Origin of the sequence: Rhizobium sp. BK491, from assembly GCF_014194925.1 — a bacterium.
In the GTDB taxonomy this organism is placed as follows: Bacteria; Pseudomonadota; Alphaproteobacteria; order Rhizobiales; family Rhizobiaceae; genus Rhizobium.
The window spans coordinates 76,381-100,316 of record NZ_JACIAR010000009.1 but is presented as its reverse complement, the minus strand read 5'-3'; the positions used below and the strand labels follow the sequence as shown (position 1 = coordinate 100,316).

Sequence of the window (23,936 nt, the reverse complement as noted above, 5' to 3'; positions counted from 1 at the left end):
TTCAGACGGGCGTATAGGAGCCCGACTAATGAGTAATTTGTTTTGGCTGACGGACGAGCAGATGGCCCGTCTTCAGCCTTATTTTCCCAAGAGCCATGGTCGCCAGCGCGTTGATGATCGACGCGTTCTGAGCGGCATCATCTTCGTAAACCGCAACGGTCTGCGGTGGTGCGATGCGCCGAAGGAATACGGTCCCTCCAAGACGCTTTATAACCGGTGGAAACGCTGGGGCGACAAGGGCATCTTTATTCAGATAATGGAAGGCCTGGCTGTGCCTGAAGCTGCAGAGCGCAAGACCATTATGATCGATGCGACCTATCTCAAGGCCCACCGCACGGCTTCCAGCCTGCGGGTAAAAAAGGGGGCGCGGGCCGCCTAATTGGGCGCACGAAAGGCGGCATGAACACCAAGCTTCATGCCGTAACGGATGCGAGTGGTCGCCCGATCAGTTTCTTCATAACGGCCGGTCAGGTCAGCGATTACACCGGTGCTGCCGCCTTGCTTGATGAGCTTCCCAAGGCCAAATGGCTGTTGGCCGACCGTGGCTATGATGCCGACTGGTATCGTGACGCTTTACAAGCAAAGGGGATAACGCCCTGCATTCCGGGTCGGAAATCCCGCAACAAGACCATCAAATACGACAAACGCCGCTACAAACGGCGCAACCGGATCGAGATCATGTTCGGGCGTCTCAAAGACTGGCGTCGTGTCGCTACGCGCTATGACAGATGCCCGATGGCCTTCTTCTCCGCTATCGCTCTCGCCGCAACCGTCATCTTCTGGCTATGAGCAATGAGTCCTGAGCCTAATTTTGTTTGCCATAATGATTTTGGGCCAGCGAATTCAGGTATTCTCTTTCAAGGAGCGAACGTCCGCAATGTCACCGTTTCCAATGGCATGTGCGCCGGATATGTCTATGGCGTCGCCGCAGGCCCGGGCGTCTCGGATTTTACAATTTCTGGCGTAAGTGCCGGGTCATATGACCCAACGACGCCATCAAACACCTACGGTATCGTTGTCAGTTCCGGGGCTTCCGATCGATACATTATTACAAATAATCGCGTTCACGGAAATTCGAGCGGCGGTGTGGTCGACAACGGTACCGGTGTGAACAAGATTGTGAGCAACAATTTAAGCTGGGGTGACGCCCAAAAGGGGTCGCCACCCCATCTGCCAAGGACACACGGCTTCATGCTGAGCAGAAGCAATGCCGACGTTGCGATCGCGCTTGAAATCGTTCGCGAACGGACGAACGCCGAGGGGCAGCGCGAGGTTCGCCAGTCCGAACGCAGTGCGACCACGAATGGGCCGCCCATCGACGGCAGCGGGGACGATCATGCATATCGGAGCCAAGCCGAGGCGAGTGCTGCCATTCGGCCGAACGCGCAGTGGATCAGAGCCTGTCAAGACCCATCCCGGCTGACGTAAATCAGCCGCCTGAAATTGAGCGCCAGTGCCAGATCTAGCAGCGGTTGTTGGCAGAGAAGCAAGCGAATCGTCAGATCGGGGAGCAAAAGGGCATTGATGCGCGGATCATCTAATCGAACTGGCGTAGGCGAGCCGCGACCGGGATAACCGAGTCGTCATAATGCCCTTCAAGCACAACGCCACTTGCCGTCATTACGTCGGCAAGATGAAATACGAGGTGACAGACTGGCAGGAGTATCAGGCAGGACTTCGGCGAGGCGGCAGCTTGACCATGTGGCTGACTTCGGACGCGATCGCCATGTGGATTGCACCACGGCGAACGAGGCGTGGTGGCCGGCCTCGCTATTCCAATCTGGCGATCGAAACCGCCTTCGCTGAGCCTGCTGTTCGGCTTGCGCCTGCGTCAGACGGAAGGCTTGCCTGGATGGGTGTTGCAATTGATGGGTCTGGGTGTAGCCGTCCCCGATCACACGACGTTGAGCCGTCGCGTCGGATGAACCCCTGGCGGTCAAAATGTTGTTCGGCACAATTTTCAGGATTCGGGCCGCTCGAGAACTCCAGCCCAACATGGTCCAGTTTTGAGCGGAGACCTGCCGCATCACCAAGGCGCTCCTTGTCAGTTGCTCACTTAATTAGTCGCCAAAGCGTCTCCGTAGGCATGGGCCAAGTTCGGTCGAGTTGATCTAATGCAGACCGTTATTGGCGAGTGATTTGCATTTTGGAGTAGGTCTCTCAAGTCGATTCAGCACCTCAGACTTAAATACTGTGGATACGTCCGTCCCAACCAACTTGGCTACTATCGCGTGCCTGAGTCTTCTGACCATTCTACGAATGGTAGATTCAGGGAAAACGCATGAAATCGATAGCGCCGCTAGGTATGGCTACTTTGCTGATGCTGGCATCGTGCACGTCTACCGATTCCATCGACGACGTGCTCACCACAAAGTTGGGGGACCTGGATTCAAACGGTAAACCGATCCGAATGTCGACAGCCTACCAAAACGTCGCAGGCAAAAATACTCCAGCCTCCGTGTTTAATGGCGCGATGCAGCAAGGTTCCGGCAATTTTGTCTCCTACAACGGACCGCCGATTTCCGCTCAGCCGTTAACAAATGGCGGGGAAGGCTATCGCCTTAATCTGATTAACGTCTCTGTTCCTGTAGCCGCTAAAAGCGTGCTCGGGGATGTTCTCAAGGTTAACTATGTCGTTGATCCACGGATAACGGGAACAGTTACCCTGCAAACGGATGCTCCCGTGTCCAAGGATGCGCTGGTCGACATTCTCGAGTCCGCCCTTGCTGTCAATGGAGCGGTGATCACCAAGCGCGGCGACAGTTATCAGATCGTTCCGTCGTCGGAGGCGTTTTCGTCGACCCCAGCCTTTCGCGCGCCATCGGCGTCCCCCACAGGGCCTGGGATCAAAGTTCAGGTGGTGGAGCTTAAGTACATCGCCGCGGACGAGATGAAGCAAATCCTGGAACCCGTCAGCAGACAGGGCTCGATCCTGCGAACAGATTCCACCCGTAACCTGATCATCCTGGCTGGCAACAGCACTGATCTTTCCGCGATGAGGGAGGCTATCTCGGTTTTCGACGTCGATTGGATGAAGGGTATGTCGGTCGCGCTGCATCCCTTGAAGGCATCGCAACCGGCGGCCATCGCGAAGGAATTGAATACGATCTTCGCAACGGATGACGGACCGGGAAACAAGCTGATCCGCTTCATTCCCAATCAGCGCCTTAACGCTGTCTTGGTGATCACGTCTCGCCCTGCTTATCTTTCTCGCGCTAATACATGGATTGAAAAACTCGACAGGATTGCAAGTGCGAATGATCAACAACTCTTCGTGTACTCAATTCAGAACCGACCCGCCAAGGAACTCGCTCAAGTTCTACAAAGTGTCTTGAAGGCGCAAGATGGTGGTGGCAGCAGCCGGAGTGCTTCGGCAAATTCAGCGAATCCAGTGGCGCCTAACCTAGAAGCTGCCTCCGTATCCAGTTCCAATGCAGCGGAGGGGCAAGCTGCGGCTACGGACGCTGGTTTATCAACGAGCGAAGCGGACGGCTACACGGCTGAGCCCGGTAAGACCCGCACATCGGTAGTCGCCGACATCGAAAACAATGCGTTGCTGATATCGACAACCGCGCGCGAATACGAGCGCGTTCAGCAGATTCTACGACAGCTGGACGTTGTGCCGACGCAAGTGATGCTTGAGGCCGTGATCGCCGAGGTAACGCTCAATGATCAGCTAAAATTCGGGCTGAGATGGTTTTTCGAGAATGGCCGTTTTGGAGTCGGATTATCCGATTTGGCTAGTGGCAGCGCCGCGGCAAGATTCCCTGGCTTTGCATGGAGCTATGCAACAAACGACATTAACGTCACGCTGAGCGCGCTATCCAGTATAACAAATGTGAATGTTGTCTCGGCGCCCACTTTGATGGCACTTAACAATCAGAAGGCTACGTTGCAGGTCGGCGACCAAGTTCCGATCGTCACACAGCAGGCGACGGGCGTGAACAGTACCGATGCCCCGGTCGTCAATTCCGTCGAGCTCAAGGACACCGGCGTCATCCTCTCGGTGGTTCCACATGTGAATAGTTCTGGGCGCATCATGCTCGATATCCAACAGGAGGTCAGCAATGTGGTAAAAACGACCACCTCCGGCATTGATTCACCCACCATCCAACAGCGAAAACTCTCGACCCGCGTGATGGTCAACGACAATGAGAGCCTTGCACTGGGCGGCCTTATTCAGCGACGCAACAGCCTGACACGTAGCCAGGTTCCGTTGCTCGGCGATATTCCGATTTTTGGCAACGCCTTCAAGCAAAAGGAAGACTCGATCGGGAAGACGGAGCTGATCATCTTCATCAGGCCACGCATTGTGAGAGACGTCTACGAAGCGCGTGATGTCACGGCTGAATTCCGCAGGCAGATGAATTTCGGATCAGCTATTCAGCAACGGCGCGGCGGCGCAAACGAATTTCAACAGAACGCGAAACGTCTGGCCTATTGATGAGCATTTTCACCATGATTGTCCTATTCGGTCTCGTTGGGCTCACCTCCCTAATCAGCTACGTCGATTTTCGATGGTATGTTATTCCCGATGCGTTGAATGCTTCCGTCTTTGCTCTGGGCCTGATTTATAACTGCGCATCGGGGTTGCATAATGTCCTGCAGGCCAGCTTGTTTGCCGCCATAGTTGGCATCGTGATCTATACAATGCGCCACATTCACATGCGTTTAACGGGTCGAGTAGGCCTCGGGATGGGCGATGTCAAACTCAGCGCTGCAGCCGCCGTCTGGCTCAGCCCATGGAATTTTCCGGTCTTTCTTTTCTTTGCCAGTGGTTCGGCACTGATATTTTTCATAGCCACACATAGTATGCAGGGCAAAGCATTGCGATCGCAAAAAATTCCCTTCGGACCGTTTCTAGCCCTGGCGCTCGTTCTGACCTGGAACGGTGAGCGCTTGAATTGGATTGCTTTGGTGTAATGAGGGAACCACTCATGTTCTCATTCGATCAAACTGCTCAGGATCGTCATTCCAGACGCGAACAAATGAACGAGGACGGATTCACACTGGTGGAACTCTTGGTGGTTTTGGCCATCATAGGATTGATTGCGGCAATCGCCACTCCTCAGGTATTGAAATATCTTTCCTCAGCGCGCGTCGACACGACCAAAGCGCAGATCCGCAACTTTGAAAGCGCACTCGAGCTATTCTATATCGATACGGGTCGCTACCCTTCCACAGAAGAAGGGCTTGCCGTGCTTCGGACCGCCCCTGCAAGCGAGGCACGGTGGAACGGACCTTACATCAAACAGAGTGGGGCGTTCAATGATGCCTGGGGAACGCCTTACCGTTATCAAAGCCCGGTCGAGGGCAAGCCCTACGAAATTATTTCGCTCGGACGCGATAAGAAAACCGGTGGTGAAGGATTAGACGCAGACATCGCCAGCCAATGATGCAAGACAAATACGTCACAAACCGAAGCGGAGATTGACTATCCGCTCGACCCGGACCAATCGCGAAAAGCGCTCGGCTTCAATTGTGAACCTAACAGCACGGGGCATCTTGCCCGGCATGTCCCAATCCTTGAGCCATTTCTGTGCCGTAGAAGATGCGGGGCTGTCTTCGACGTATTCGAAATGAACGCTCTTCAAATCATCAATGAGGGTTATGGGAGCTGACGCCACATCCGCATTTGGATACGCCCCAGCGACGCGACGTGCATGATTGATCTCGATGAGAGCCAGCTTTCCATTGGTCGATGCGGTCCCGATTTCGACGTCGCGAAGGGCTAGTTGGTTGCTCCCAACTCTCACAACAGACGAAAAGCGAAGCTGCTCGGCGTTGCCAGCAAACACAATCCGACGATCTGGATTGTCGCCGATCAATGCCAATGGTTTGGCGCCGGCAATCAGTTGCGCTAGATAGTTTCCGAAGGCCTGCAGCTCAACATCCGCATCGCTAGACTTTGAAATTGCCGAAATCGATCGCATCTGACCAATGGCGCCGACCATTATCAAGGTTAGAAGCGAGACCAGTGCAAGCGAGACCAGCACTTCAATCAAGGTAAATCCCGACTCTGCATTTGCCTCACAGGTGACAGGGGCGGTCCTCAACGTCGGGGGGCCTCCGATGATGTGAAGATGATAAAGTCGTCATGCCGTGTTTGAGATGCGGAGGGATAGATGCTGATGGTCGCCAGTCCTACGAACGGTTCGGAACGATCCCTTCCCTCTAGCGGCGAAAGCTTTATCTCCCAGCGCATGCCGGCGAATTTTCCCTGAGAAGCCGACTGTCCGTTCGCCAGGACAATCGGTATTTCCTCGGCGCGCAAACGATCGACCAGATCAACGACAGCATCTCGCTCTTGCGACCGATTGATGCTCTGAGATGCAATACTCACAACTTGCAGCGCGACAGCCATCGAAATCGACAAGATCATAAAAGCTACAACGGTTTCCACCAATGTGAAGCCGTCCGCCTCCGCAATTGGATGCTCTCTAGTCATCATTGCGGGCTTCAAGTGTCGGGATGCCTGTCGCCCAATTAATCGCAATTTTGATATCTCTACCTCCAATATCCGATAGTTCGATCATGCCGCCGGTTGAGCTGCCATCGGGTAAAAATACGATGTCCGCCTTGTCGGTTGCTACGAGTTCTCGGCCGCTTAGCACAGTGAGTTTGACGTCCGGTGGAACCGGCACGATACGTCCGGATCCCGTCGATGTAACCCGCCTCTGGCGGACATCAACCGTCAACGCACGGGACTCATGCGTCGATATCGCGTTCAATCGAGTAAGCGCTGCCAGATGAACCAAAGCGGGGGCGATATCGGCGGATATTGATGGCTTTCTTGAATGTGCATACGGGAAAGCAAAAAGCGCAAGGATCCCGAGAATGGCCAGCACCACGAGCATTTCGACAAGCGTAAAGCCATCGTCAGCGCGTTCAGAGGGAGCCGTTGTCATTGAACACTCAATTCGTTGATGCTGAGCAAGGCAAGCATGACCGAAATGACGAGGCCGCCAATCAGCACCCCCAAGACGATCGTGATCAAAGGGGTCAACATAGCCAACATTCGGTCCAGCAGCCGTTGCGATTCCCCCTGAAGGATGTTCGCCGCCTTGGCCAGCACGACGGGCAAATTATTGACTTCGTCACCCACAGCAGCAAGCGATACGATGCCGGGTGGAAATAGCGCAATTCTCGATAGAGCGTCCGGCAATCTTTCGCCTGACGTAACATGATCGCGAACACCGAGAAGTGGCTGGTGAAAGGCACTGACTGGACAACTTTGCGCAGCGAGCAAAAGTGCTGTTGGGGTGGCCACGCCATTTTCCAACAGGACGGAAAGGCTTTGTAGATACCGTGCTAGCCCGGCCTTTCGAACTACTGCTCCGACCAGGGGTAAGTTCGACAGGAGTCGCGAAGATAGCTCCCTCAACACTCCCCTCTTTGTAATGGCCAGGAACATCACCGTCACGACGAACAGAGCTATGAAAAGCAGCGATCCCGGCGCCGTAATCGCATTCCCGATGGCTGAAAAAAGCCCGATCATCACTGGTGCCGGCTTGCCCGCGCCTTCAAATATAGGTTCAAGCGCCGGCACCAGGACGAATGTCACAACGAGCAAAGCGCAGAACATCATAAACAACAAAAAGAGAGGATAGATGCTGGCATCGATAAAGGCTTTCCGTTGCGCAGCTTGTTTCTCCAGCTCTGATGCCAACACGGAAAATACATGCGGCAGCCGCCCGCTGTGCTCGCCGCTTGAAACCAGCGCGACAACATCGGCACGTAACTCCTTTGCATGTTGAAAGGCTGTGGACGCGGAGCGTCCTGCGGAAATATGCTCCAGAAGATTCGCTGCGAGCTGCTGATTGGCTCTGTTGGATGTATCGCTGGATATGGCGAGCAAAGCTTGGTCGAAACGCAGACCCGCATTCATCAAGATGGCTAGATCGGAGAACAGGCGCTCATGGCTCGGCTTAGCGATTGATGAAAATAAAAAAGATGTTCGCTCTTCTCTGCTTGGACTGTTGTTGCGCAAGGCAATATGGGCGACCTTCAACCCCTTGTTCCGCAACAAACGTGTAGCCTCTGCCTCGTCTGCGGCATCTATCTCACCTTTCTGCTGCTGACCTCGATCTGAAAAAGCGCGATAGGCAAATGTACTCATTCTAATCTCCGCTAAGGTCAACGACGCGCGCGATCTCGGCCTTCGTCGTCACACCATCGCGCACCAAACGATCCGCATGATCTCTGATTGGAAGCATGCCGCTTTCGCGCGCTATGAGCTCAATGTCCTTTTGTAGCGTCGAGGAGACGATGGCCCGTCTGATGTCATCGGTGATTTCAAGAATTTCGTACGTTACCTGACGGCCGCGGAAGCCGGTCCCCCGACAAGACGGGCAAGCAACAGTGTCGGTCACCTTGGATCCATGACAGCTGGAGCACGCACGTCGGAGAAGACGCTGGCTGACCACACCTCGCAATGTCGCTTCGAGCAGATAGCCTTCGATCCCCATGTCCTGCAGCCGGCTGATGGCGCCGATGGCACTGTTGGTATGAAGGGTCGACAGCACCAGATGTCCGGTAAGAGCCGACTGAATAGCGATTTGGGCAGTCTCGCGGTCGCGGATCTCGCCGACGAGAATGATATCCGGGTCTTGCCTTAGAACGGATCGCAAAGCAGAGGCGAATGTGAGCCCGATGCTGGGATCGATCTGCAGCTGTGTGACACCGGCAATCCGGTATTCGACCGGATCTTCAATCGTGAATATCTTCAGGTTCACGCGATCGATCTCATGAAGGAGCGAGTAAAGCGTTGTCGTCTTCCCGGATCCGGTAGGCCCGGTAATGAGAACGATTCCGTTCGGGCGGTTCACCATGTCGACAAGTTTCGCGGCCGCTGGCAAATCATAGCCGAGATCACGCAAATCCAGACGAACATTGGAGCGGTCGAGGATGCGTAGGACAATGGTCTCACCGTGTATGCTCGGCATCACGGACACGCGGCAATCAACTTCCTGGCCTCGAACCGCCATTCGCAACCGCCCATCCTGGGCAAGGCGTCGCTCCGCAATGTTGAGCTTGGCAAGGATCTTGATCCGGCTGATTATGCCGGCCTGCAACGACTTGCCCACCGTCTCGACAATGGCCAGTACGCCGTCCTGACGAAAACGGACTTGCACGAGATCGGCCTGGGGCTCGATGTGAATATCCGTCACCTTGGCATCGACTGCCTTCTGAACGATTTTAGAGACGAACTTGATCACCGGAGCCTGTCGCGCCACATCCAGCAGACGGTCGACATCGCCATTGTCGATCTGGTCGTCATCGACGGATGTTGCGGCTGTATCGGTCGTCTCTTTGTGCTTGCCGCGAAGATACTCTTCGATAGCATTACGCGGAGAGATCAACAGCTCCAGCTCTGTCTCAAAAAGATAGGAAACGGCGGTCAGGGCGTTGAAATCAAAGGGATCCGCGACCACGAGTTCCGTTGTCGCACCACCCAGTCGTAACGGCACAATCGCCTTGTCGGCGGCAAAAGCGTGCCCGATGCGCTCCAGAAGCTGCTCGTCCTCTATCGCTGAGAAGTCGGAAAAGGACTTGGCGTCGAGAAAATCAGCCAGTTCCGATGAGAAGCGCCCCTCGGCCAGTAGCCCCAATTCCCGGACAATGACATCAAGCGGCTGCTTGGTGTGGGCGTGCGCGGCCCAGATCCGCGTCATCGCCTCCTGGCTTATCAGATCTTTCCCAACAAGAAATTCCAGGAATTGGTTGATCGATCTGGAGTCCAGAGGTCTCATTGAAACACCGCGCGAAAGAGGCCGACGATTTGTGGGTCAAGGAGCGCGTTACAGCTAGTGCCTCCTGCGGCAGCATTTGGTCGCACAATCCCGTCCGAGGGAAGGAGCGACAGTCTCTTGGCAAAGGGAAAATCCGCGGATCCGACGCCATAAATGTCTCCCTGATATTGAGAGAAGCCACCGGAGCGTATGGTCGTTTCGATCGTAAAGACGTCGCTCGCAGCGCCGGATTGCGATGTATGCTGGGAACTATCCGGCGACATGCCAGCGACAATATCTGTGATCGCCACGGGTGCTGCCCTCATGTCCAATGTCGAGCGTTTCCCATGAACCGTAAACACGCCTGCGAGGTCATGAAGCGAAAGACGACGCATGACCGCGAAATCATTCAACTCGGAAACATCCTCATAGGGCCCATGCTTCAATCCTGCCTCGACCGACACGGCCGGCTGATCGGTGGGACCGCTGCCTGAGCCGGCGAGCCGGTATTGCGTTACGGCCCTTGCCAATGAGGACGAGTCCGCTGCATCAAATTGGAGCGCTGCGAAGCCCACCTGCAGGAGATCCCGGCTAGCGGTATTGAGATCGATTAGGCCCGAATGAGGTTGGACTTGGGTATGAAGCTCGGCCTTACCGATGCTGCATCTGACAGAGAGACCCGACACCCAGGCGCCGTCGCCATGTGCCGCGGCCACATCTGCTGCAATCCTCCTGGCAATAACGGCATTTATTGCCTCGGCAGCGTATCCGAGCCGCGCTTCGTTGTAGCGCGTGTTCGACGTCAGCAGTTTCACGCGCGTCGATGTCGTGAACATGATGAGCAAAGAAGAAACAAGCATAAGAAAACCGAGAACGACAAGCAGCGCAAAGCCATCTGCAGCGCCAGCATCTCTCTCTATGGACGGATGGGTGTGCCTATCGTTGGCCAAGTATCTCTCCGCTGTAGAGAGCATATTCGGCGCGTTCTTCTCCATGGGAGAGCACCAGGCGATTGGTATCGATCAGGCTGATCTGCCAGGCGTCTATTACCTGGCCAACCGAATACCAATCGGGATTGGGTGAAGATTCCAACTTGATCAAGGCCGTCGTTTTTCCGTCGATCCACCGCGTGCCCTGCAGAACGAGAACCGGCTTCTTGATCACGGGCGGAGCTATGGTTTCGGCGGGTGGCGGCGGCGTTTCCAATTGCTGTGCAGCCGCAAATTCCCGTCTGGTGGGACTGAAGATGGGACGGGCGATAGTCTCTGAAAATTCCGATCCGATCGCAGGCGCGGCTTGCGTTACCGATCTCAGCTTCGAACTGTCGCCTGAAGCGGCCGGCCCCGATATGTCAGGTGAAATATCGATCGTCATCCGGGCGATCATCAGATTGGCAGCCAGGAGGGCGATCACAGCCGTTCCTATACCGAACGCTGCTACCCGGCCGACATTTGCTCTAGTTTTCATTGACCGGAATCCTTCAATTCCAGCTTCGGATCGGCCACTCCATAGACGGCGATATCGGCTGCAAGGCTAATCGGGGCTGTGAGACCGTTTTCCTGAATGGGTGTCATGCTGCGCATTGATGCCTCGCGGATGATCAGTGGCGGAGACGACGTCTCCAGTGCAAGCAGAGTTGCCTGGATTGCCGGAAGCGCTCCCTGCAAAGTGGCGCGAACACCGACTAACTGGACGCCATCGACGGAAACAGTGGTCGTTCCGCCGATCGACGGCACGTCGACGATGTTTGCTCCTGCAATCGCATTCACGCGCGCTTGAAGCTCCGCCTGAATAGCGGATAGACCTGTCCCTTGCAGGAATGACGCCGACAGCTCGGCACGCATTTTCTGCTGATTGGGCTCATCGATGTTTGCAGACTGCTTGACTGCAAGCAGCCTTTCAACGCGGGCAAGGGTAATCTTGCCGTCATCGATGTCGACCCTGACGTCGGCGATCATCCCTATGCCGATCACTGCCAGGCACACCGGAATCAAGAAGACGACGAGAAGCACTAGGAGTGCCAATGCCTTTTGGACCACGGTCGGGAGGTTCATGATGCGGATGAGTAGATCCGTCATTCCCGCCCAACCTTGAGCCTGATGGCGAATCTCTCCCCTTTCTCGCCCGGCATTCTGACGACGGGAGAAACAAAGGTTGCGTCCTGAAAAAGTGGGGACGCATCCAATATGGGAATGAGGCTCGCCGCCGCGACAGACGAGCCGGAGAAGGTGAGCCCGTCGCGGCCAAAGGATAGATCCGTAATCCAGGCAGTGTCCGGCAATAATCGGGTCAACTCCTCCCATATCAGGACGACAGGCACGGCTTGCGCTTTCTGCTTGTCCACGATTGCGAGCGCCGCCACATCCTTTGCTTGGTTGTCCAGCTGCCGTCTCACCTCGAGAGCCGACTTTTGCTTTTGAGCAATTTCGGATGCCAACTGCTGGGATGCGTCGTGGAAGCGGTAATAGGCATGCACGAGGGTTGCAAATGAAAGCAGCAACAGCATGACGGCGGCTGCGGCGAACCCAAACGCGACCCGGTTTCTATGGCGAAACGCGGGGTGCATATTGACCAGGCTTTTGGCGGACAGGCTTGTCAGCCCGGCGGCTCGCTCAAGTCGAATGTCGGTCGGCGTCAGTTTGGCGCGCCGAAGGCTCTCCAAAATGGGATCTAGTCTGTCCCTTTTGATCGCGAAGTATTCAGTTCCAGCCGTCTTCGCATCCGTGGCAGCGAAGCCGATATACATATCCGACGACGAAAATGGCGTGTCTTCCGAAAGATCGATCAGAGCCATCTCATAGGCGCGGCTGAATGGCAGTCGATTTGCGGACAGGAACCGAGCGAGATACCGTCCTTCACGCAGCACCAGTTCACATCTTCGATTGTTGGTGAGTTCGGCTATGTGTTCTCCAACTCGGTCGTCGGCGACGCCTTCCGTGAAGTGGTCGCCGTTTCGATCTCGTAGTTCGATATTGCAACTTCTCTGCGCTACTTGGACGACGACACGATCGTCCCTTGTAACCATGGCTGAATGGCGTGGAAACAGCGAGGTCAGTTCGCCGATCCACCAAGCCCAAAAGTCCGAAATAATGGAAGCCGCCATCAGGCCTTCTCAAAAACAATCGACCCGCGCCACTGATGGTTGAATAATGGCAGCTTGAAATGCGTTTTTCGAGAGGAGCCCCGCACTCGGCGAAGGTAGTTGAGAGATCTCCACAGGAAACTGCACTACCAGAAGAGGTTGAACTGCCAACCTTTCGGCCCTAGGTGCATCAGCGCTCTTAGGTTAGCCCCATGATTAGATACTCACATGCGGAGGCGAGCAAAGCTAATGGTCAGACGCGGACCAATCTCAAACTACGAACAAGCCGATAGTCATCGCCTACCTGGATAACCTCAGTAAGCTGATCCCCTCCGCCCGTTTCTGTCATGAATGAAGATGCTTCTCTGTGACTGGCGAGACAATTGAGCTTCCTCAAGAGCAGCGATAGCTCCTCTGTGTCGAAGCATATTGCCACCTCGCTATCGGCACTGCTTGTACCAGCGGATGCGGCCTAATTGGGGAAGCTCGCAAAATTATCCCAAAAAAATCAGTCCACATGCACAAATGATGAAGTTACCGCGGCTATCCATCAGAAAACTGCAAATGTATCTACCCTATACTTTCTGCAGAAAAGCTTGCGCATAGGAATTTGATTTGCTCGTTCTCTATATCTTGTATTTGAAAACGAGCTTTCTCGAAGAACTCAGAACGAAAAGGAATAGTCTGAAGACATATTCCCGACATGGTTCCCACGTTCAACATTTGGATGTCCCTGCAATCATCAAAGTATAGCTTGAGCGAGTCTCTGGCGTCCATATTCGATGTTCGCATCTCCATATATATACTCGTCATGCTGTAATCGTCACGATTGTAACCCCGGGTAAATCTGAAATCCGCGACCTGATTAAATTTATAAGGCGTTAGCAGAAGATATTGCTCCGGATCATCGAGAATCAACATTGCTTTCTCCTTAATTTCCGGGGTATTCGCCGGGAACGTGATTTTGTATCATCTGGTGATCGATCCCTTTTGCCCATCGATATGTACTATAATGGGTGTCAGGTATTCCAGCCGCTTTATTTCCGGCGTTGAAATCTGTGCGAGCGATATTTCTCCCAAAAGCGTCATAATGAGCGGTCCAAGGTTGCGCAATCCCCCGATCGTTGAAGTATACGCCACCCTTCACTTGAAACGGAGCACCAAGATTTGGAGCTTTACCCGTATTGAAAACCTGATCCGGAAAAGTTGGTTTCGCCGCTGCTTTGGTTGTCGGCTCGACCTTCGCGCCGCGCAATGCTAATGCACCAACTGTGTTTGCGCCATTTTTCTGACCGAGGGCGGCACTAGGGGTAGCAGGATCGATCGTGGGTAAACCGCTTTTGCCAGCTGATGTGATAAAATTAGCGAAGGTCGCAAAGCCATTCCAAGCTCCGGCCGGAGCGGCGGCATAAAAGTCACTCAAAGAAACAGGTCCCGATCCTGGGAGACCCATTTCTCCCCGTTTCATACGGCTGTCCATAGCATCGATTTCGTGCTTGGTGGCAGCTTCCTCGGAGCGCGATATCTGGGCAGCGGTAACTTCGCTGCCGCCGATGCCGTCCACAGGCCCACTTCTATCGGTTGAACCATCATTAGGACCCTGTGCATTTGCCCCATAGTTATGCCCATTGGGATCAGATTTATTGACGGGATCATTATCGGCATAGGCATATCGGTTGGTGCCCACGCCTTCCTTTGTGGGATCCCAGTCGTCTGGCGAGATGAAGCGGCCGAAGACGGGATCGTAGTAACGCGCATTGAGATACATCAGTCCGGTCTCCGGATCGAAGCGCTCGCCGATATAGCCCTTCTGCGTCTGCATCGTCGTGTTGGTGCGCTCGCCGAAGACGGCATAGCCGGTCTGCTCGACGATGGTGCCGGCACTGCCGGTCACTTGCCGCACCGAGTTCAGATGATCGCGGTGCAGGAACTGGTTGGTCACCGCATGCGTCGCATTGTTGACGACGATCTTCAGATCCGGATGCGGATAGAAGGTGAAGACGTCCGTGCCCGGCGTCGTGCGGTCGATCTCGATATCGGCGCTCGGATACACTATCTTGCCGAAGGCCCAGACCTTCTTCGCCCGTGCCCCGTCCGGACCATAGGACAAGGTCACCGTCGAGCCGCTCTGCGCGACCGTCGACAGCCGGTTGCTGCCATCCCAGGTGAGCGTCCGCTTGCCGTCGCTCAGCATGTTGCCGTTGGCGTCATAAGTGAGCGTCGCTGTACCGATTTGGGTTGCCGCGTGCGGACGCACCGCGTTGCCGGCCGGATAGACATAGGCGCCGGCTACCCGCGTGCGTGACAGCAGATTGCCGGTCAGCGAATAGCTGTAGGTCTCGTCGAGCGCATTGTTGCCGAGATTGTCGGCCGTCTTAAGCCGGCCGAAGCCGTCATAGGTGTAAGCCCAGCTATCGGCTAACGTCAGCCCGGTGATCGTCTTGATGCGGCCGAGCTTGTCACGGGTATACTGATTGTCCATCAGCACCGTCGCACCCTTGACCGTCGTCACCCGCGTCAGCCAGCGTCGGGTTGGGGAGTAGGTAAAGCTGGTGGTCACGCCATTGGCATAGGTGATCGACCGGGTCTGCCCGTCCGCCTCATAGAGGATCGAGGTGATATAGCCGGGGATCGAGGACAACAAGTTGCTGGTGTTATAGCCCCAACGGCTATTGGTGTTGCCGATGCTGATCGGGGTATAATCCAGCCAGATCTTCTCGTCCTGGCGGCCGCGCACCTCATTATAGACGTTCGTCAGGCCGTCGATCGTCGCGTCGGTGCGAACAAACCGTCCCGAGCCATGGAAGACGTTGTAAAAGACAACGCTGGCCGTTGCATTCTCCGACTTCGTCAGCAGGCCGATATTGTGGTAGCTCGGGTCTGTGTTGACGTCGTAGGTGTTCTTGGCCACCACGACCGGCGTAGTCTGGCCGGGCGCCGTCGTCTGTTGCAGCAATAGTCGATCTAGTTGATCATACTGCATCGTCGTAACATAACCGCGGGCGTCCGTCTGCTTGGTCAGGCGGCTCGACGTGTCGTATTCATAGATCCAGGTACCAAAATCCGGGTCACTCGCCGTCAGTCGGTTGCCAACCAGATCATAAGTATAGGTCCAGTTGGCTCCCCCCTGATCGACGACCCGGGTCAACTGACCCAATGCATTGAATGAGCGATAGTCCGCGAAGGTGCCCTCAGGCGCTACCCTCTGGATATCGATGACCTCGCCTCTGGTGCTGGTGAAGGTGCGTAGATCCTGCAGCTCTTCATCGACTTGAAACGTAACCCACAGCGGCACATTCGACGTATTGCCGATCGCGTCGAGATAAAGTTGACGCGTATATGTACGGGAGGACCCATCCGCATTGACCGTTTTGACGACCTTGTCGTCCCAGTCATATGAGTTGGTGGTCCACACGGGTGTGGGATCATTGCCGAAACGAGGAACGGCAGTTCTCCAAGCGTTTCCTCGCCCGTCATAGGCCGTTTCGACGATGGGCGCATATTCTCCAGCGGCATAGGCGGACGCCTCCTGTAGCCATGGCCGACCAAGTCCGTCATACCAGATCCGCTTATAGACCTCGCCGTTGCCATTTGACTGCTGGGTAAGCGTCAAGATCGCCTGGTTGCTGGGATTGCCTTCATTCTCATAGACGGTGCGCTCATATCGGCCGAAGCCACCATGGGAATAATTGGACGGGCGGCAGAAGGGATCATATTCGAAGCTCTCGGTGATCTTGTTCGGATCAGTCTTCAAACTCGGCAAGCCGCAGACCGTGTCATAGGCGATGGTCGAGACAAAACGTGTATCCGCCGGTTGCCCGCCACTGGCAAAATAGCGGGGAGAGCGTTCAGTGACCGGATAGAGATGATAAGTCGCCTCGTAATCCCATTCGGTTCGCTGTCCCATCGGATCGACTTTGGAAATGCGATTGCCGTAGCTGTCATAGGTGTAATAGGTGTTGGACAATCGATCCGGCGTCTTCGTCATGAAGCTCAGCTTCCACGTCAAATTGCCCTTGGATGGCACCTGCCAGACGTCCGTCGACCCGTCGTAGTAGAAATGGTCATACTTTATATAGGGGCCATCACCAACGGCCTGACTTCGTTCAGCGATGAGCCTTGATACAATGTATGAGCTTGTATTTGGCGAAAAGAATCGCTCGGTGATCAACTCGTCACCGGACACGTCGACGCGACCATAGTCCGTGATTAGCCTGATGTTCGCATAGGCGTCGAACGTACGTGCGACTTTTAGTTCGGCTCTGAGATTTTCGGTGAGTACCGTTGTCGTTGCGGTATTCAACGCTGTATAAGGCTTGGCGGAGATATTGACAGCATACTCTTGGTATATTTGTTTGCGTACTGTTCCATTTCCATCTCGCCAGATAACGCTTTCCGGCAAGCCGTAGCTCGCGACGTCCTGACGATAGATCGTCTCGACGCTTGGTCGCGTGACCTCTCCTCCGGCCAGCGGCTTGACCGCTGTCACGCTGCGATAGCCGAGAAACTTGCGCGAGACAGGATCGTAGACGCCACCCCAATAGGAATAGTCCGTAGCCGCGACGACACCGCGGCCATCGTTGGTGGTGATCTTCGAGACGGCATGCATGACCTGCGGCATGAATGTATTCGACCAGCGCGATGAGGGTGCGTAGTCGATCGCGATCGTACCACCGGTCTCCAGGGTGACGCTGCGCAGCAGGTTCGGATTGCCGGACCCGGGATTGGACACGGCAAGACTGGTCGGCGAATCCACCATGTCCGGCATGCCGTCGCCATTGAAGTCGCCCATCAGCGACGAACCGCGCACCGCAAAGGGTGATTGGGCTAGACTGTTGCCCGACGGACCGCTCCAGAACCCGTAAGCCTGCAAGGTCTTGAACGGCTCGGTGTCGGAGCGGCCGGCGGCCGAGAACACGTCAACTTTGCCGTCATTGTCGAGATCGCGCAGGATCGGTGTACCGGAAATCCACATGCCGCTGGCGACTTGTTGGAAGCTGTAACCTGTCGATAGCCAAACATCGACGTAATACCCATTCGCACTACTACTATAGACCGCCTTGACAAGATCCGTCGTCCCGTCGCCATTGATGTCGCCGAGCACACAGACCGGCGGATAGGCACCTCGGTTGAGATCCCCGTTGCAGCCGATGGCCTGGCTTGAGGTGACCGTCCAGGCATTGTTAAGCCACCGGAAGACCTTGATTTGGGAACTGCGGGTGTCCGCGGTCACGATGCTCTGCCGTCCATTACCAGCAAGATCGCCAACGCCAAGAACATAACCGTTCTGGCCAATCAGGTTGCCCGGAAGCACCGCCATTCCATCGACGCCATCGCTCTCGATGTCGAGGGACGCATATCCCGTGCCAAGTGCGGTGGGCGGGGTCTGCGTCGTCTGGGCAGCCGGAAGACCGGCGCAGGCGCCCTCGAAACCGGCGGCCGGGCAATCACGCCCGGTCATAGTCAGACTGCTGTCCGTGACCATGACCCCGCTGGTAGTCTTATAGTTCGTCGTCGTGCCGCCGTTGCCCTGGTTCTGCAGGCTGGCAACGGTGACGCTGAAGCCAATATCCTTCGTATTCTTGCCCGCGACATAACGGCCGGAAAAGTAGCGGGCAAAAGGCATCGGCAGTACTTCAAGATTGACTGCGATCGGCGAAGAGTAAAGGCTTTGCGTGCGGGAAACATGGCCATCGCCCGTGAATGTCGTCAGCAACCACTGCAGCGTGCCGGTATACGTCTTTGTGCCAGAACTGCCGCCGCCACTTTGGACCATTTGTTGCTTCAACTGCGTGCCGAACAGTTCATCGCGGCCGTCGAAGTTCAGATCGCCGGCCTGGCGCGCCAGAAAACTCTCCGTCGTTCCGCTTGCCACGCCCGGGAACTGGCCGCCATAACCGACATAACCGTAATTCACGCCGTCATAGTTCATCTGACGAATGCGCTTGATGGAAGAACCCCACAGCGCGCCGGTGGAGAGATCGACCCCGGAGTTCCTGCCATAGGCATCGACCCACACCAGGCGCGAGGCATTGGAGAACGGCGCCTGGTCATAATACAGCGCATAGCCCCGGCGCAGATTGCCCGATGTCCATACCGTGATCGATTTGATCCGGGCTGTCGTATAGGAGATCGTGTGACCGTTGGCGGTCAGTATGTAGTCCGGCCGCGTCTCGAAGTGGAAATAGATCGTCGATCCGTTGTAAGTGATGTTGGTCGGATAGCAGACCGGCCCGCCAGGACAATTATAATTATATTGGACCGTGTTGCCGTTGGTGTCGGTGACGGATGTCCGCATCCAACGATAGTTGTGTTGCAGATTATACTCTTGCGTGCCGGGAACGGGATTGGTCCCGGATATGGCTTGCACCGATCGGAAGGTCGAATAGGTGCCGTCCCGTTCCCAAACCGTCCATTCGTTATTGTTGCCGTTGAAGCTGATGCGGCGATAGCTCTCATTCTCGGTTGCGTGCGTGCCTCCGGTTGAGCAGGAGGGGGAGCTCATCCCGGAAACGCAGGATACGAGCTGCTGGCCGTTTAGCAGAAACCCGTCAGCAGCATCATAGTTGGGAGCACCATAACCTGGACTTGCCCGCTCGATGACATGGATGCCCTCCAGGCCCCAGCCATAGCCGAGCCAGCCTTGATAAAGACCGCCGATCTTCGTCTTGCGCGAGGAATCGTAGTGCAGCGACAGTTTCGGCTCCAGCCCGCGGAAACCCGGGACATCGATGTCGATATCTTGTGTCATGCTGCCGTTGCCGGAGATCTCGGGGACCGAGGCCTTCTGGATCGCGCTGACCGGAGGCGCGTCCGCCGACGTGACTGCCGCAGCTGTTGCGGCCAAGGTCGACGCACTCTGCTCCGATTGGGTTGATTTACCGAGAGCAGACTTACTGCCTGCCTCGTCATCAGAAGAAGTATCCCCGGCTGCGGACGCATCCGAACCAGTCCCACCGTTGCCCAGGGCACCTTGGCTTGTCTGCTCTGTCGATTTGCCGAGCGGCGTGCGATCCACAGCCGTATCGATCGGCGGGGCAAGATCGGTATTGGGCTGTCCCGCTGCCGTGCCCTTCGCGGTCGGCGAGGATGGCGTGACAGTCGAGGACGGTGATGTCGATCCCAAGCCGCCGCCACCATTGCCGAAACCGCTCTTGGACGTGGCCGGCGACACCGGCGCCTGCTCCGAGGCCGCTGCCGGTCCTATCACCAGCTCCCGCATCAGTTGTGGCGCACCGCCCGTAAGCACGACAATACCTACGGCGGCCGCAACAACGGCCACGCCCAAGCGATCGATTTGCATGAAACCCCCACACGCGAATCTATGAAATGCTAATGCAACCAAATTGCGCACACGCCAAAGATAAACGCAATAGGAATTTGCGCTCATAAGACGTAAAATTTTAAGGCGACCCAAGCGGGTAGCTTGTCGGCCGATTAGGAACCGAATGACCACCATCTTTCATCTCAGAAAGATTTGGACTCGCGTCGTCCCTGTCTTTTGGGTATTCGCTTGTCTGGCAGTGTCACCGTTTAAAGGAGAGAGCGCCTAATCTTACTCTGATTGTCGGACGATAGAATGCAATATTTTCGTGTGATTTCAAATAATTATCTATGAAGTCCCTTAAGATTCCCCAATCCTTGCAGCCAGTTTCCCGATCAAGGGTGTCGCCAACAGCGCCGAATTGGGGTACTCATTTATGCATGATGAGAACAGTTGCAGCGACGCACTGTTGACCGCAAGCGGATCACTTTCAGCCGCTTGTTCCTTCCAACGCTCCGTCGGAAATCATATAGCATGTCCACAGCCGACAAGCCCGTTGCGCCGCGAAAGCCGCGTGCCTCGGTACGGGTCCTATCTCGGGGAGATCAGTCCAGCGCCTGAGAACCTCATTGATCGCGACTTCCAGGGAGGCCCCGAACGAGAAGTGGCTGGCTGATATCACCGAATTCCAGATTCCGGCCGGCAAGGTACTGAAGGGCGCTTCCCTAGCACCTAATCCGCAAGAAAAGAATATCGGCGGAAGACAAAAGGCGCGGATCCTCGTTCAGCGCGTCGGATGGATGGAAGGTGATATTTTAGCGCGATTCAGCTAGTTGCTCGGCAATCCCTCAACAGAGCGCCATTGTTACAAGCAATCCGCGCGATGGGGCTGCCGCCAATGACGGCAGTTTCCGGTATCAATTCAGGCACGATGAGAACGAATATGACAACGCGTCGTTGACGCGCGTGTTTGGCGTGTCTTCCCAAAGTTCCATCGACAATCACCGAGCATCTCTGATCGATACGACTGCGCCGCCGCGCCAGTTGCATTCGTGATCGCATCAGTCGATTTGCCGCGAAGTGCATAGATCATCAACTTCTCACGGCCGCAATGACGACATCTCTTCCGAGACCGTCGACGCATTCGACGTAGGAGCTCCGTTCGTGACCCATTCTTGGTCGGAATACCAGCGCCATGCCTTCGAGCGCAATATTCAGGTACGGCGATTTCTCAGTCCGACATAGCTCTGTCAGGCTCTACATCCCTATCAATTCACGCCGATTATCCGACCGATCACATATTCATCGCCACTTTCGCGAAATGCACAATGGCGTCTCGGGCCCTGGCATCGCCACCAATCAAACTATTGGCTCCTTGAAATGACGGGAGCTTATGCAGCCCAGCAGTAACAGAAGGACAAATCAATTGGTTAGCAATGTAGTTACGACGTCTGGAAACGTGACTTGCATGGATTTCAGCACGAATCAATGGCACGGTTATGTTGGCGGGAGCACGCCGTATGGCTTATGGGTGGATGGCCCCTTGCATCCGTGGCGCGATGCAAACGGGACACCGACGTTTATCACCGCTCACTCCGAAGGATATCGTTATAACGTCGTCTATGACTGGCATAACGGCCAGACCTGGACCAACTGGAATGCAGGTAGGCAGTGGAATTCTCCCCGAGACACCTATGAAGGGCATTATGCCAATCGTCACTGGATTATGTCTCCCTTTGCCCGCGGCTCTCTAGTAGTAGCCCTGACGCATCACGAATTCTATCAATCGTCTGTTACGATCGGCGGGGTCGCGGGCTTCAATTCTAACGCCTACGGGTTCAACACACGCTGGGTCAACACAATCGGCTATGTCCGCTCGATAAATGATGGGCAGGCCTGGACAATCCCGCAGCCCGGAGATTACGGCCAAAATCATCACAATGTCCGCTGCGTGCTGATCCCAGAGCCGTGGTCTAACCAATCTCTCAACACGCTCTATGGATTCCTGCATCCTTCGAACATCGTGCAGGAAGGAAATTATTACTACGCTTTTGTGGAGGTTCGCAACTTGCCGGGCAATACCACATTGCTCGACAACGGCTTCGCAATGATCCGCACGTCAAATCTCGACGCTTCGGTAGGTTGGCAATTTTACAACAATTCGAATCAGTGGGAGATGGTAAATCACCAATATTATCAAGGAAACCTTGCGCCCCAGCAGCCGAAGATCTTCTTCAAGGTAGCAGGCTATAATCCCTACACCATGTATGATCAGAACGGGCGCATGGCGCAGACCGTCCGATATCACGTTCCCACGCAGAAATGGGTTCTATTTGGCTATACCGGTCTGGAGGCGAACGGTTTCTGCTACTGTGTATCGGATACCCTGGCTAATCCACAATTCGAGGTCAACGGGCGCCGCATGGTCAGCCTCGCTGGCGGTGGCACGATGAACGAATATCACAACAATCATTTCACAGGGGTATTCGATCCAAATTCCCAGGATCAGAACTATCAGACTATCCTGGGTAACAGCGCAGTCGTGATCACGGCTGATGAAGGTGTTCGATACAAAATTGGTACAATCCAGATTACCTGATCCCCTTCGATTTAGAACCCGACTTACGTTGAAAGACTTCATTGAGCTCAACGGTGGGGCAAAGATCCCTGCTCCGCCGTTGAGCTCCTTCAAAGGCCATGACCTCGAAAAGGACCATTACTCTGGCACGGACAAAGCAGGCTTAACCAAGTCCCGCAATTAAAGGCTGAAACACGCGCGACCACAGTCGATGCTGCAAACGCCGCAGCAAAAGTCGCATGGCCCAATCCGGCATCTCAATGCGTTTGGCAACACCTTAGGCCTAATCACAGGATATCCCGATGAATTTGAACAAGCTACTGCTTGCGGTCTCCATGGCGTGCGCCCTCTTTACTGGAGCGCAAGCGCGATCGACTACAGGCGCGATCGAGCAACTTCCGATCCGCCCACCGTCTCATGTGATCGGACACGATGGAAGCAATCGTGTCGGTCGTGAGCCTGTTGCGGATTTCCTGAAGCCGGGCTCGGCATCTCCCACTAGGTCACCGACTCATAACTCCTGAGCCAAATTCGAATTGATGCGAGTTGGATTGACGCGAGGAAGTTGTCGTCGCGTTTGTCATATCGGGTTGCGACGGCGCGGAAGTGTTTGAGTTTGTTGAAGTATCTTTCGACGGCGTTGCGTTGCTTGTAGAGCCAAGGGCTGAAGACGGGAATGTGAACCCTGTTTGGCATGGGGCGGATGCAACCCCATACTCCTCGTGCCTTGAGGTTTTTACGCAAACCGTCGCTGTCGTACGCGCGATCTGCCAGCAGTATCTGACCAGGCCTGACAGTTTCAAACATATCGGCGGCCGAACGCCCGTCATGAGCTTGCCCGGCTGTAAGCTTCAGTCGGATTGGGCGGCCATCGGCATCGACGAGGGCATGGATTTTGGTTGTCAGTCCACCACGCGAGCGACCCATGCAACCGGATCTCTCGTCTTTTTTTGACCGTTGGCCGCATGCTGGTGAACGCGGATCGAAGAGCTGTCGATCATCTGGATATCGCCATCGTAAGCTTCTGATATTGCGTTGAGAATACGTGCCCAATGCCCCGCATGGCGCCATCGGTTGAAGCGGTTTACACAGGTCGTATAGGGTCCATACCGAGCAGGAATGTCCGCCCAAGGCGCACCCGTTCTCAGTCGCCAGAAGATACCATTCAGTACCCGCCGGTCATCAACGCGCGCCTTGCCACGAACCTTGGTCGGCAGGAGAGGCTCAATTACCGACCATTCGAAATCCGTCAAATCAAAGCGCGCCATTACTACCTCCAGC

Annotated in this window: 16 protein-coding genes and 3 pseudogenes; 8 read left to right on the top strand and 11 right to left on the bottom strand. The window is 55.3% G+C overall.

Annotated elements, in window-relative coordinates; all coding sequences use genetic code 11:
- Nucleotides 1-28 precede the first annotated feature (28 nt).
- From FHX05_RS26435 to gspG, 6 genes and pseudogenes are all read left to right on the top strand, one after another.
- Nucleotides 29-789, top strand: a protein-coding gene (locus FHX05_RS26435; protein WP_183875577.1) for an IS5 family transposase whose coding sequence is annotated in 2 segments (ribosomal slippage) — nt 29-353 and nt 353-789 — 762 coding nt in all. Because the reading frame shifts where the segments join, the coding sequence is not laid out codon by codon here.
- 3 nt (nt 790-792) lie between these two features.
- Complete coding sequence (locus tag FHX05_RS26430; RefSeq protein ID WP_183875575.1) at nt 793-1,428, top strand: hypothetical protein; 636 nt, start codon at nt 793-795, stop codon at nt 1,426-1,428.
- 160 nt (nt 1,429-1,588) lie between these two features.
- Nucleotides 1,589-1,916: pseudogene (locus FHX05_RS26425) on the top strand (transposase); the annotation flags it as partial.
- Between the two features lie 365 nt (nt 1,917-2,281).
- Complete coding sequence (gspD, locus tag FHX05_RS26420) at nt 2,282-4,444, top strand: type II secretion system secretin GspD (protein WP_183875573.1); 2,163 nt, start codon at nt 2,282-2,284, stop codon at nt 4,442-4,444.
- Nucleotides 4,444-4,923: an A24 family peptidase gene (locus FHX05_RS26415; protein WP_183875571.1), complete on the top strand. Its 480-nt coding sequence runs from the start codon at nt 4,444-4,446 to the stop codon at nt 4,921-4,923. The genes gspD and FHX05_RS26415 overlap by 1 nt, the downstream gene beginning before the upstream one ends.
- A gap of 14 nt (nt 4,924-4,937) precedes the next feature.
- Nucleotides 4,938-5,396, top strand: coding sequence for a type II secretion system major pseudopilin GspG (gene gspG / locus FHX05_RS26410; RefSeq protein WP_183875569.1), 459 nt, complete (start codon nt 4,938-4,940; stop codon nt 5,394-5,396).
- A gap of 15 nt (nt 5,397-5,411) precedes the next feature.
- Here gspG and FHX05_RS26405 read toward each other — a convergent pair whose 3' ends face one another.
- The 10 genes from FHX05_RS26405 to FHX05_RS26360 form a co-directional block, all read right to left on the bottom strand.
- Nucleotides 5,412-6,056, bottom strand: a complete 645-nt coding sequence (locus FHX05_RS26405) for a type II secretion system protein GspJ (RefSeq protein ID WP_281411895.1) — start codon at nt 6,054-6,056, stop codon at nt 5,412-5,414.
- On the bottom strand, nt 6,053-6,451 hold the full coding sequence (locus FHX05_RS26400) for a type II secretion system protein (RefSeq protein WP_112420520.1): 399 nt from the start codon (nt 6,449-6,451) through the stop codon (nt 6,053-6,055). The genes FHX05_RS26405 and FHX05_RS26400 overlap by 4 nt, the downstream gene beginning before the upstream one ends.
- On the bottom strand, nt 6,441-6,908 hold the full coding sequence (locus FHX05_RS26395) for a prepilin-type N-terminal cleavage/methylation domain-containing protein (RefSeq protein ID WP_183875566.1): 468 nt from the start codon (nt 6,906-6,908) through the stop codon (nt 6,441-6,443). The genes FHX05_RS26400 and FHX05_RS26395 overlap by 11 nt, the downstream gene beginning before the upstream one ends.
- Nucleotides 6,905-8,119 (bottom strand): type II secretion system F family protein, encoded by a 1,215-nt coding sequence (locus FHX05_RS26390; protein WP_112420522.1) that lies wholly within the window; start codon nt 8,117-8,119, stop codon nt 6,905-6,907. The genes FHX05_RS26395 and FHX05_RS26390 overlap by 4 nt, the downstream gene beginning before the upstream one ends.
- A 1-nt stretch (nt 8,120) precedes the next feature.
- Nucleotides 8,121-9,674: a GspE/PulE family protein gene (locus FHX05_RS26385; RefSeq protein ID WP_246699113.1), complete on the bottom strand. Its 1,554-nt coding sequence runs from the start codon at nt 9,672-9,674 to the stop codon at nt 8,121-8,123.
- Nucleotides 9,675-9,748: 74 nt separating this feature from the next.
- On the bottom strand, nt 9,749-10,726 hold the full coding sequence (locus FHX05_RS26380) for a hypothetical protein (protein WP_183875564.1): 978 nt from the start codon (nt 10,724-10,726) through the stop codon (nt 9,749-9,751).
- The gene (locus FHX05_RS26375) at nt 10,668-11,198 is read right to left on the bottom strand and encodes a hypothetical protein (RefSeq protein WP_183875562.1); all 531 of its coding nucleotides are present in this window, start codon (nt 11,196-11,198) and stop codon (nt 10,668-10,670) included. The genes FHX05_RS26380 and FHX05_RS26375 overlap by 59 nt, the downstream gene beginning before the upstream one ends.
- Complete coding sequence (gspM, locus tag FHX05_RS26370; protein WP_183875560.1) at nt 11,195-11,809, bottom strand: type II secretion system protein GspM; 615 nt, start codon at nt 11,807-11,809, stop codon at nt 11,195-11,197. The genes FHX05_RS26375 and gspM overlap by 4 nt, the downstream gene beginning before the upstream one ends.
- Nucleotides 11,806-12,834: a PilN domain-containing protein gene (locus tag FHX05_RS26365; protein ID WP_183875558.1), complete on the bottom strand. Its 1,029-nt coding sequence runs from the start codon at nt 12,832-12,834 to the stop codon at nt 11,806-11,808. Before FHX05_RS26365 ends, gspM begins: the two co-directional genes overlap by 4 nt.
- A gap of 910 nt (nt 12,835-13,744) precedes the next feature.
- Nucleotides 13,745-20,116: an RHS repeat-associated core domain-containing protein gene (locus tag FHX05_RS26360; RefSeq protein ID WP_183875556.1), complete on the bottom strand. Its 6,372-nt coding sequence runs from the start codon at nt 20,114-20,116 to the stop codon at nt 13,745-13,747.
- 541 nt (nt 20,117-20,657) lie between these two features.
- On the opposite strand from FHX05_RS26360, the pseudogene FHX05_RS30885 reads away from it, so the two are divergent.
- Both FHX05_RS30885 and FHX05_RS26350 read left to right on the top strand, forming a co-directional pair.
- Nucleotides 20,658-20,787: pseudogene (locus FHX05_RS30885) on the top strand (IS3 family transposase); the annotation flags it as partial.
- 758 nt (nt 20,788-21,545) lie between these two features.
- Nucleotides 21,546-22,676 (top strand): hypothetical protein, encoded by a 1,131-nt coding sequence (locus tag FHX05_RS26350; RefSeq protein ID WP_183875554.1) that lies wholly within the window; start codon nt 21,546-21,548, stop codon nt 22,674-22,676.
- A gap of 477 nt (nt 22,677-23,153) precedes the next feature.
- On the opposite strand, the pseudogene FHX05_RS26345 reads toward FHX05_RS26350, so the two are convergent.
- Nucleotides 23,154-23,923 (bottom strand): annotated as a pseudogene (locus FHX05_RS26345) (IS5 family transposase).
- Nucleotides 23,924-23,936 lie beyond the last annotated feature (13 nt).

What these genes read in the sequence shown, in the direction of transcription:
- FHX05_RS26430 (WP_183875575.1), top strand. Translation starts at nt 793, where the DNA reads ATGAGTCCTGAGCCTAATTTTGTTTGCCATAATGATTTTGGGCCAGCG.
- gspD (WP_183875573.1), top strand. Translation starts at nt 2,282, where the DNA reads ATGAAATCGATAGCGCCGCTAGGTATGGCTACTTTGCTGATGCTGGCA.
- FHX05_RS26415 (WP_183875571.1), top strand. Translation starts at nt 4,444, where the DNA reads ATGAGCATTTTCACCATGATTGTCCTATTCGGTCTCGTTGGGCTCACC.
- gspG (WP_183875569.1), top strand. Translation starts at nt 4,938, where the DNA reads ATGTTCTCATTCGATCAAACTGCTCAGGATCGTCATTCCAGACGCGAA.
- FHX05_RS26400 (WP_112420520.1), bottom strand. Translation starts at nt 6,451, where the DNA reads ATGATGACTAGAGAGCATCCAATTGCGGAGGCGGACGGCTTCACATTG.
- FHX05_RS26395 (WP_183875566.1), bottom strand. Translation starts at nt 6,908, where the DNA reads ATGACAACGGCTCCCTCTGAACGCGCTGACGATGGCTTTACGCTTGTC.
- FHX05_RS26390 (WP_112420522.1), bottom strand. Translation starts at nt 8,119, where the DNA reads ATGAGTACATTTGCCTATCGCGCTTTTTCAGATCGAGGTCAGCAGCAG.
- FHX05_RS26385 (WP_246699113.1), bottom strand. Translation starts at nt 9,674, where the DNA reads ATGACGCGGATCTGGGCCGCGCACGCCCACACCAAGCAGCCGCTTGAT.
- FHX05_RS26380 (WP_183875564.1), bottom strand. Translation starts at nt 10,726, where the DNA reads ATGGAGAAGAACGCGCCGAATATGCTCTCTACAGCGGAGAGATACTTG.
- FHX05_RS26375 (WP_183875562.1), bottom strand. Translation starts at nt 11,198, where the DNA reads ATGAAAACTAGAGCAAATGTCGGCCGGGTAGCAGCGTTCGGTATAGGA.
- gspM (WP_183875560.1), bottom strand. Translation starts at nt 11,809, where the DNA reads ATGACGGATCTACTCATCCGCATCATGAACCTCCCGACCGTGGTCCAA.
- FHX05_RS26365 (WP_183875558.1), bottom strand. Translation starts at nt 12,834, where the DNA reads ATGGCGGCTTCCATTATTTCGGACTTTTGGGCTTGGTGGATCGGCGAA.
- FHX05_RS26360 (WP_183875556.1), bottom strand. Translation starts at nt 20,116, where the DNA reads ATGCAAATCGATCGCTTGGGCGTGGCCGTTGTTGCGGCCGCCGTAGGT.
- FHX05_RS26350 (WP_183875554.1), top strand. Translation starts at nt 21,546, where the DNA reads ATGGATTTCAGCACGAATCAATGGCACGGTTATGTTGGCGGGAGCACG.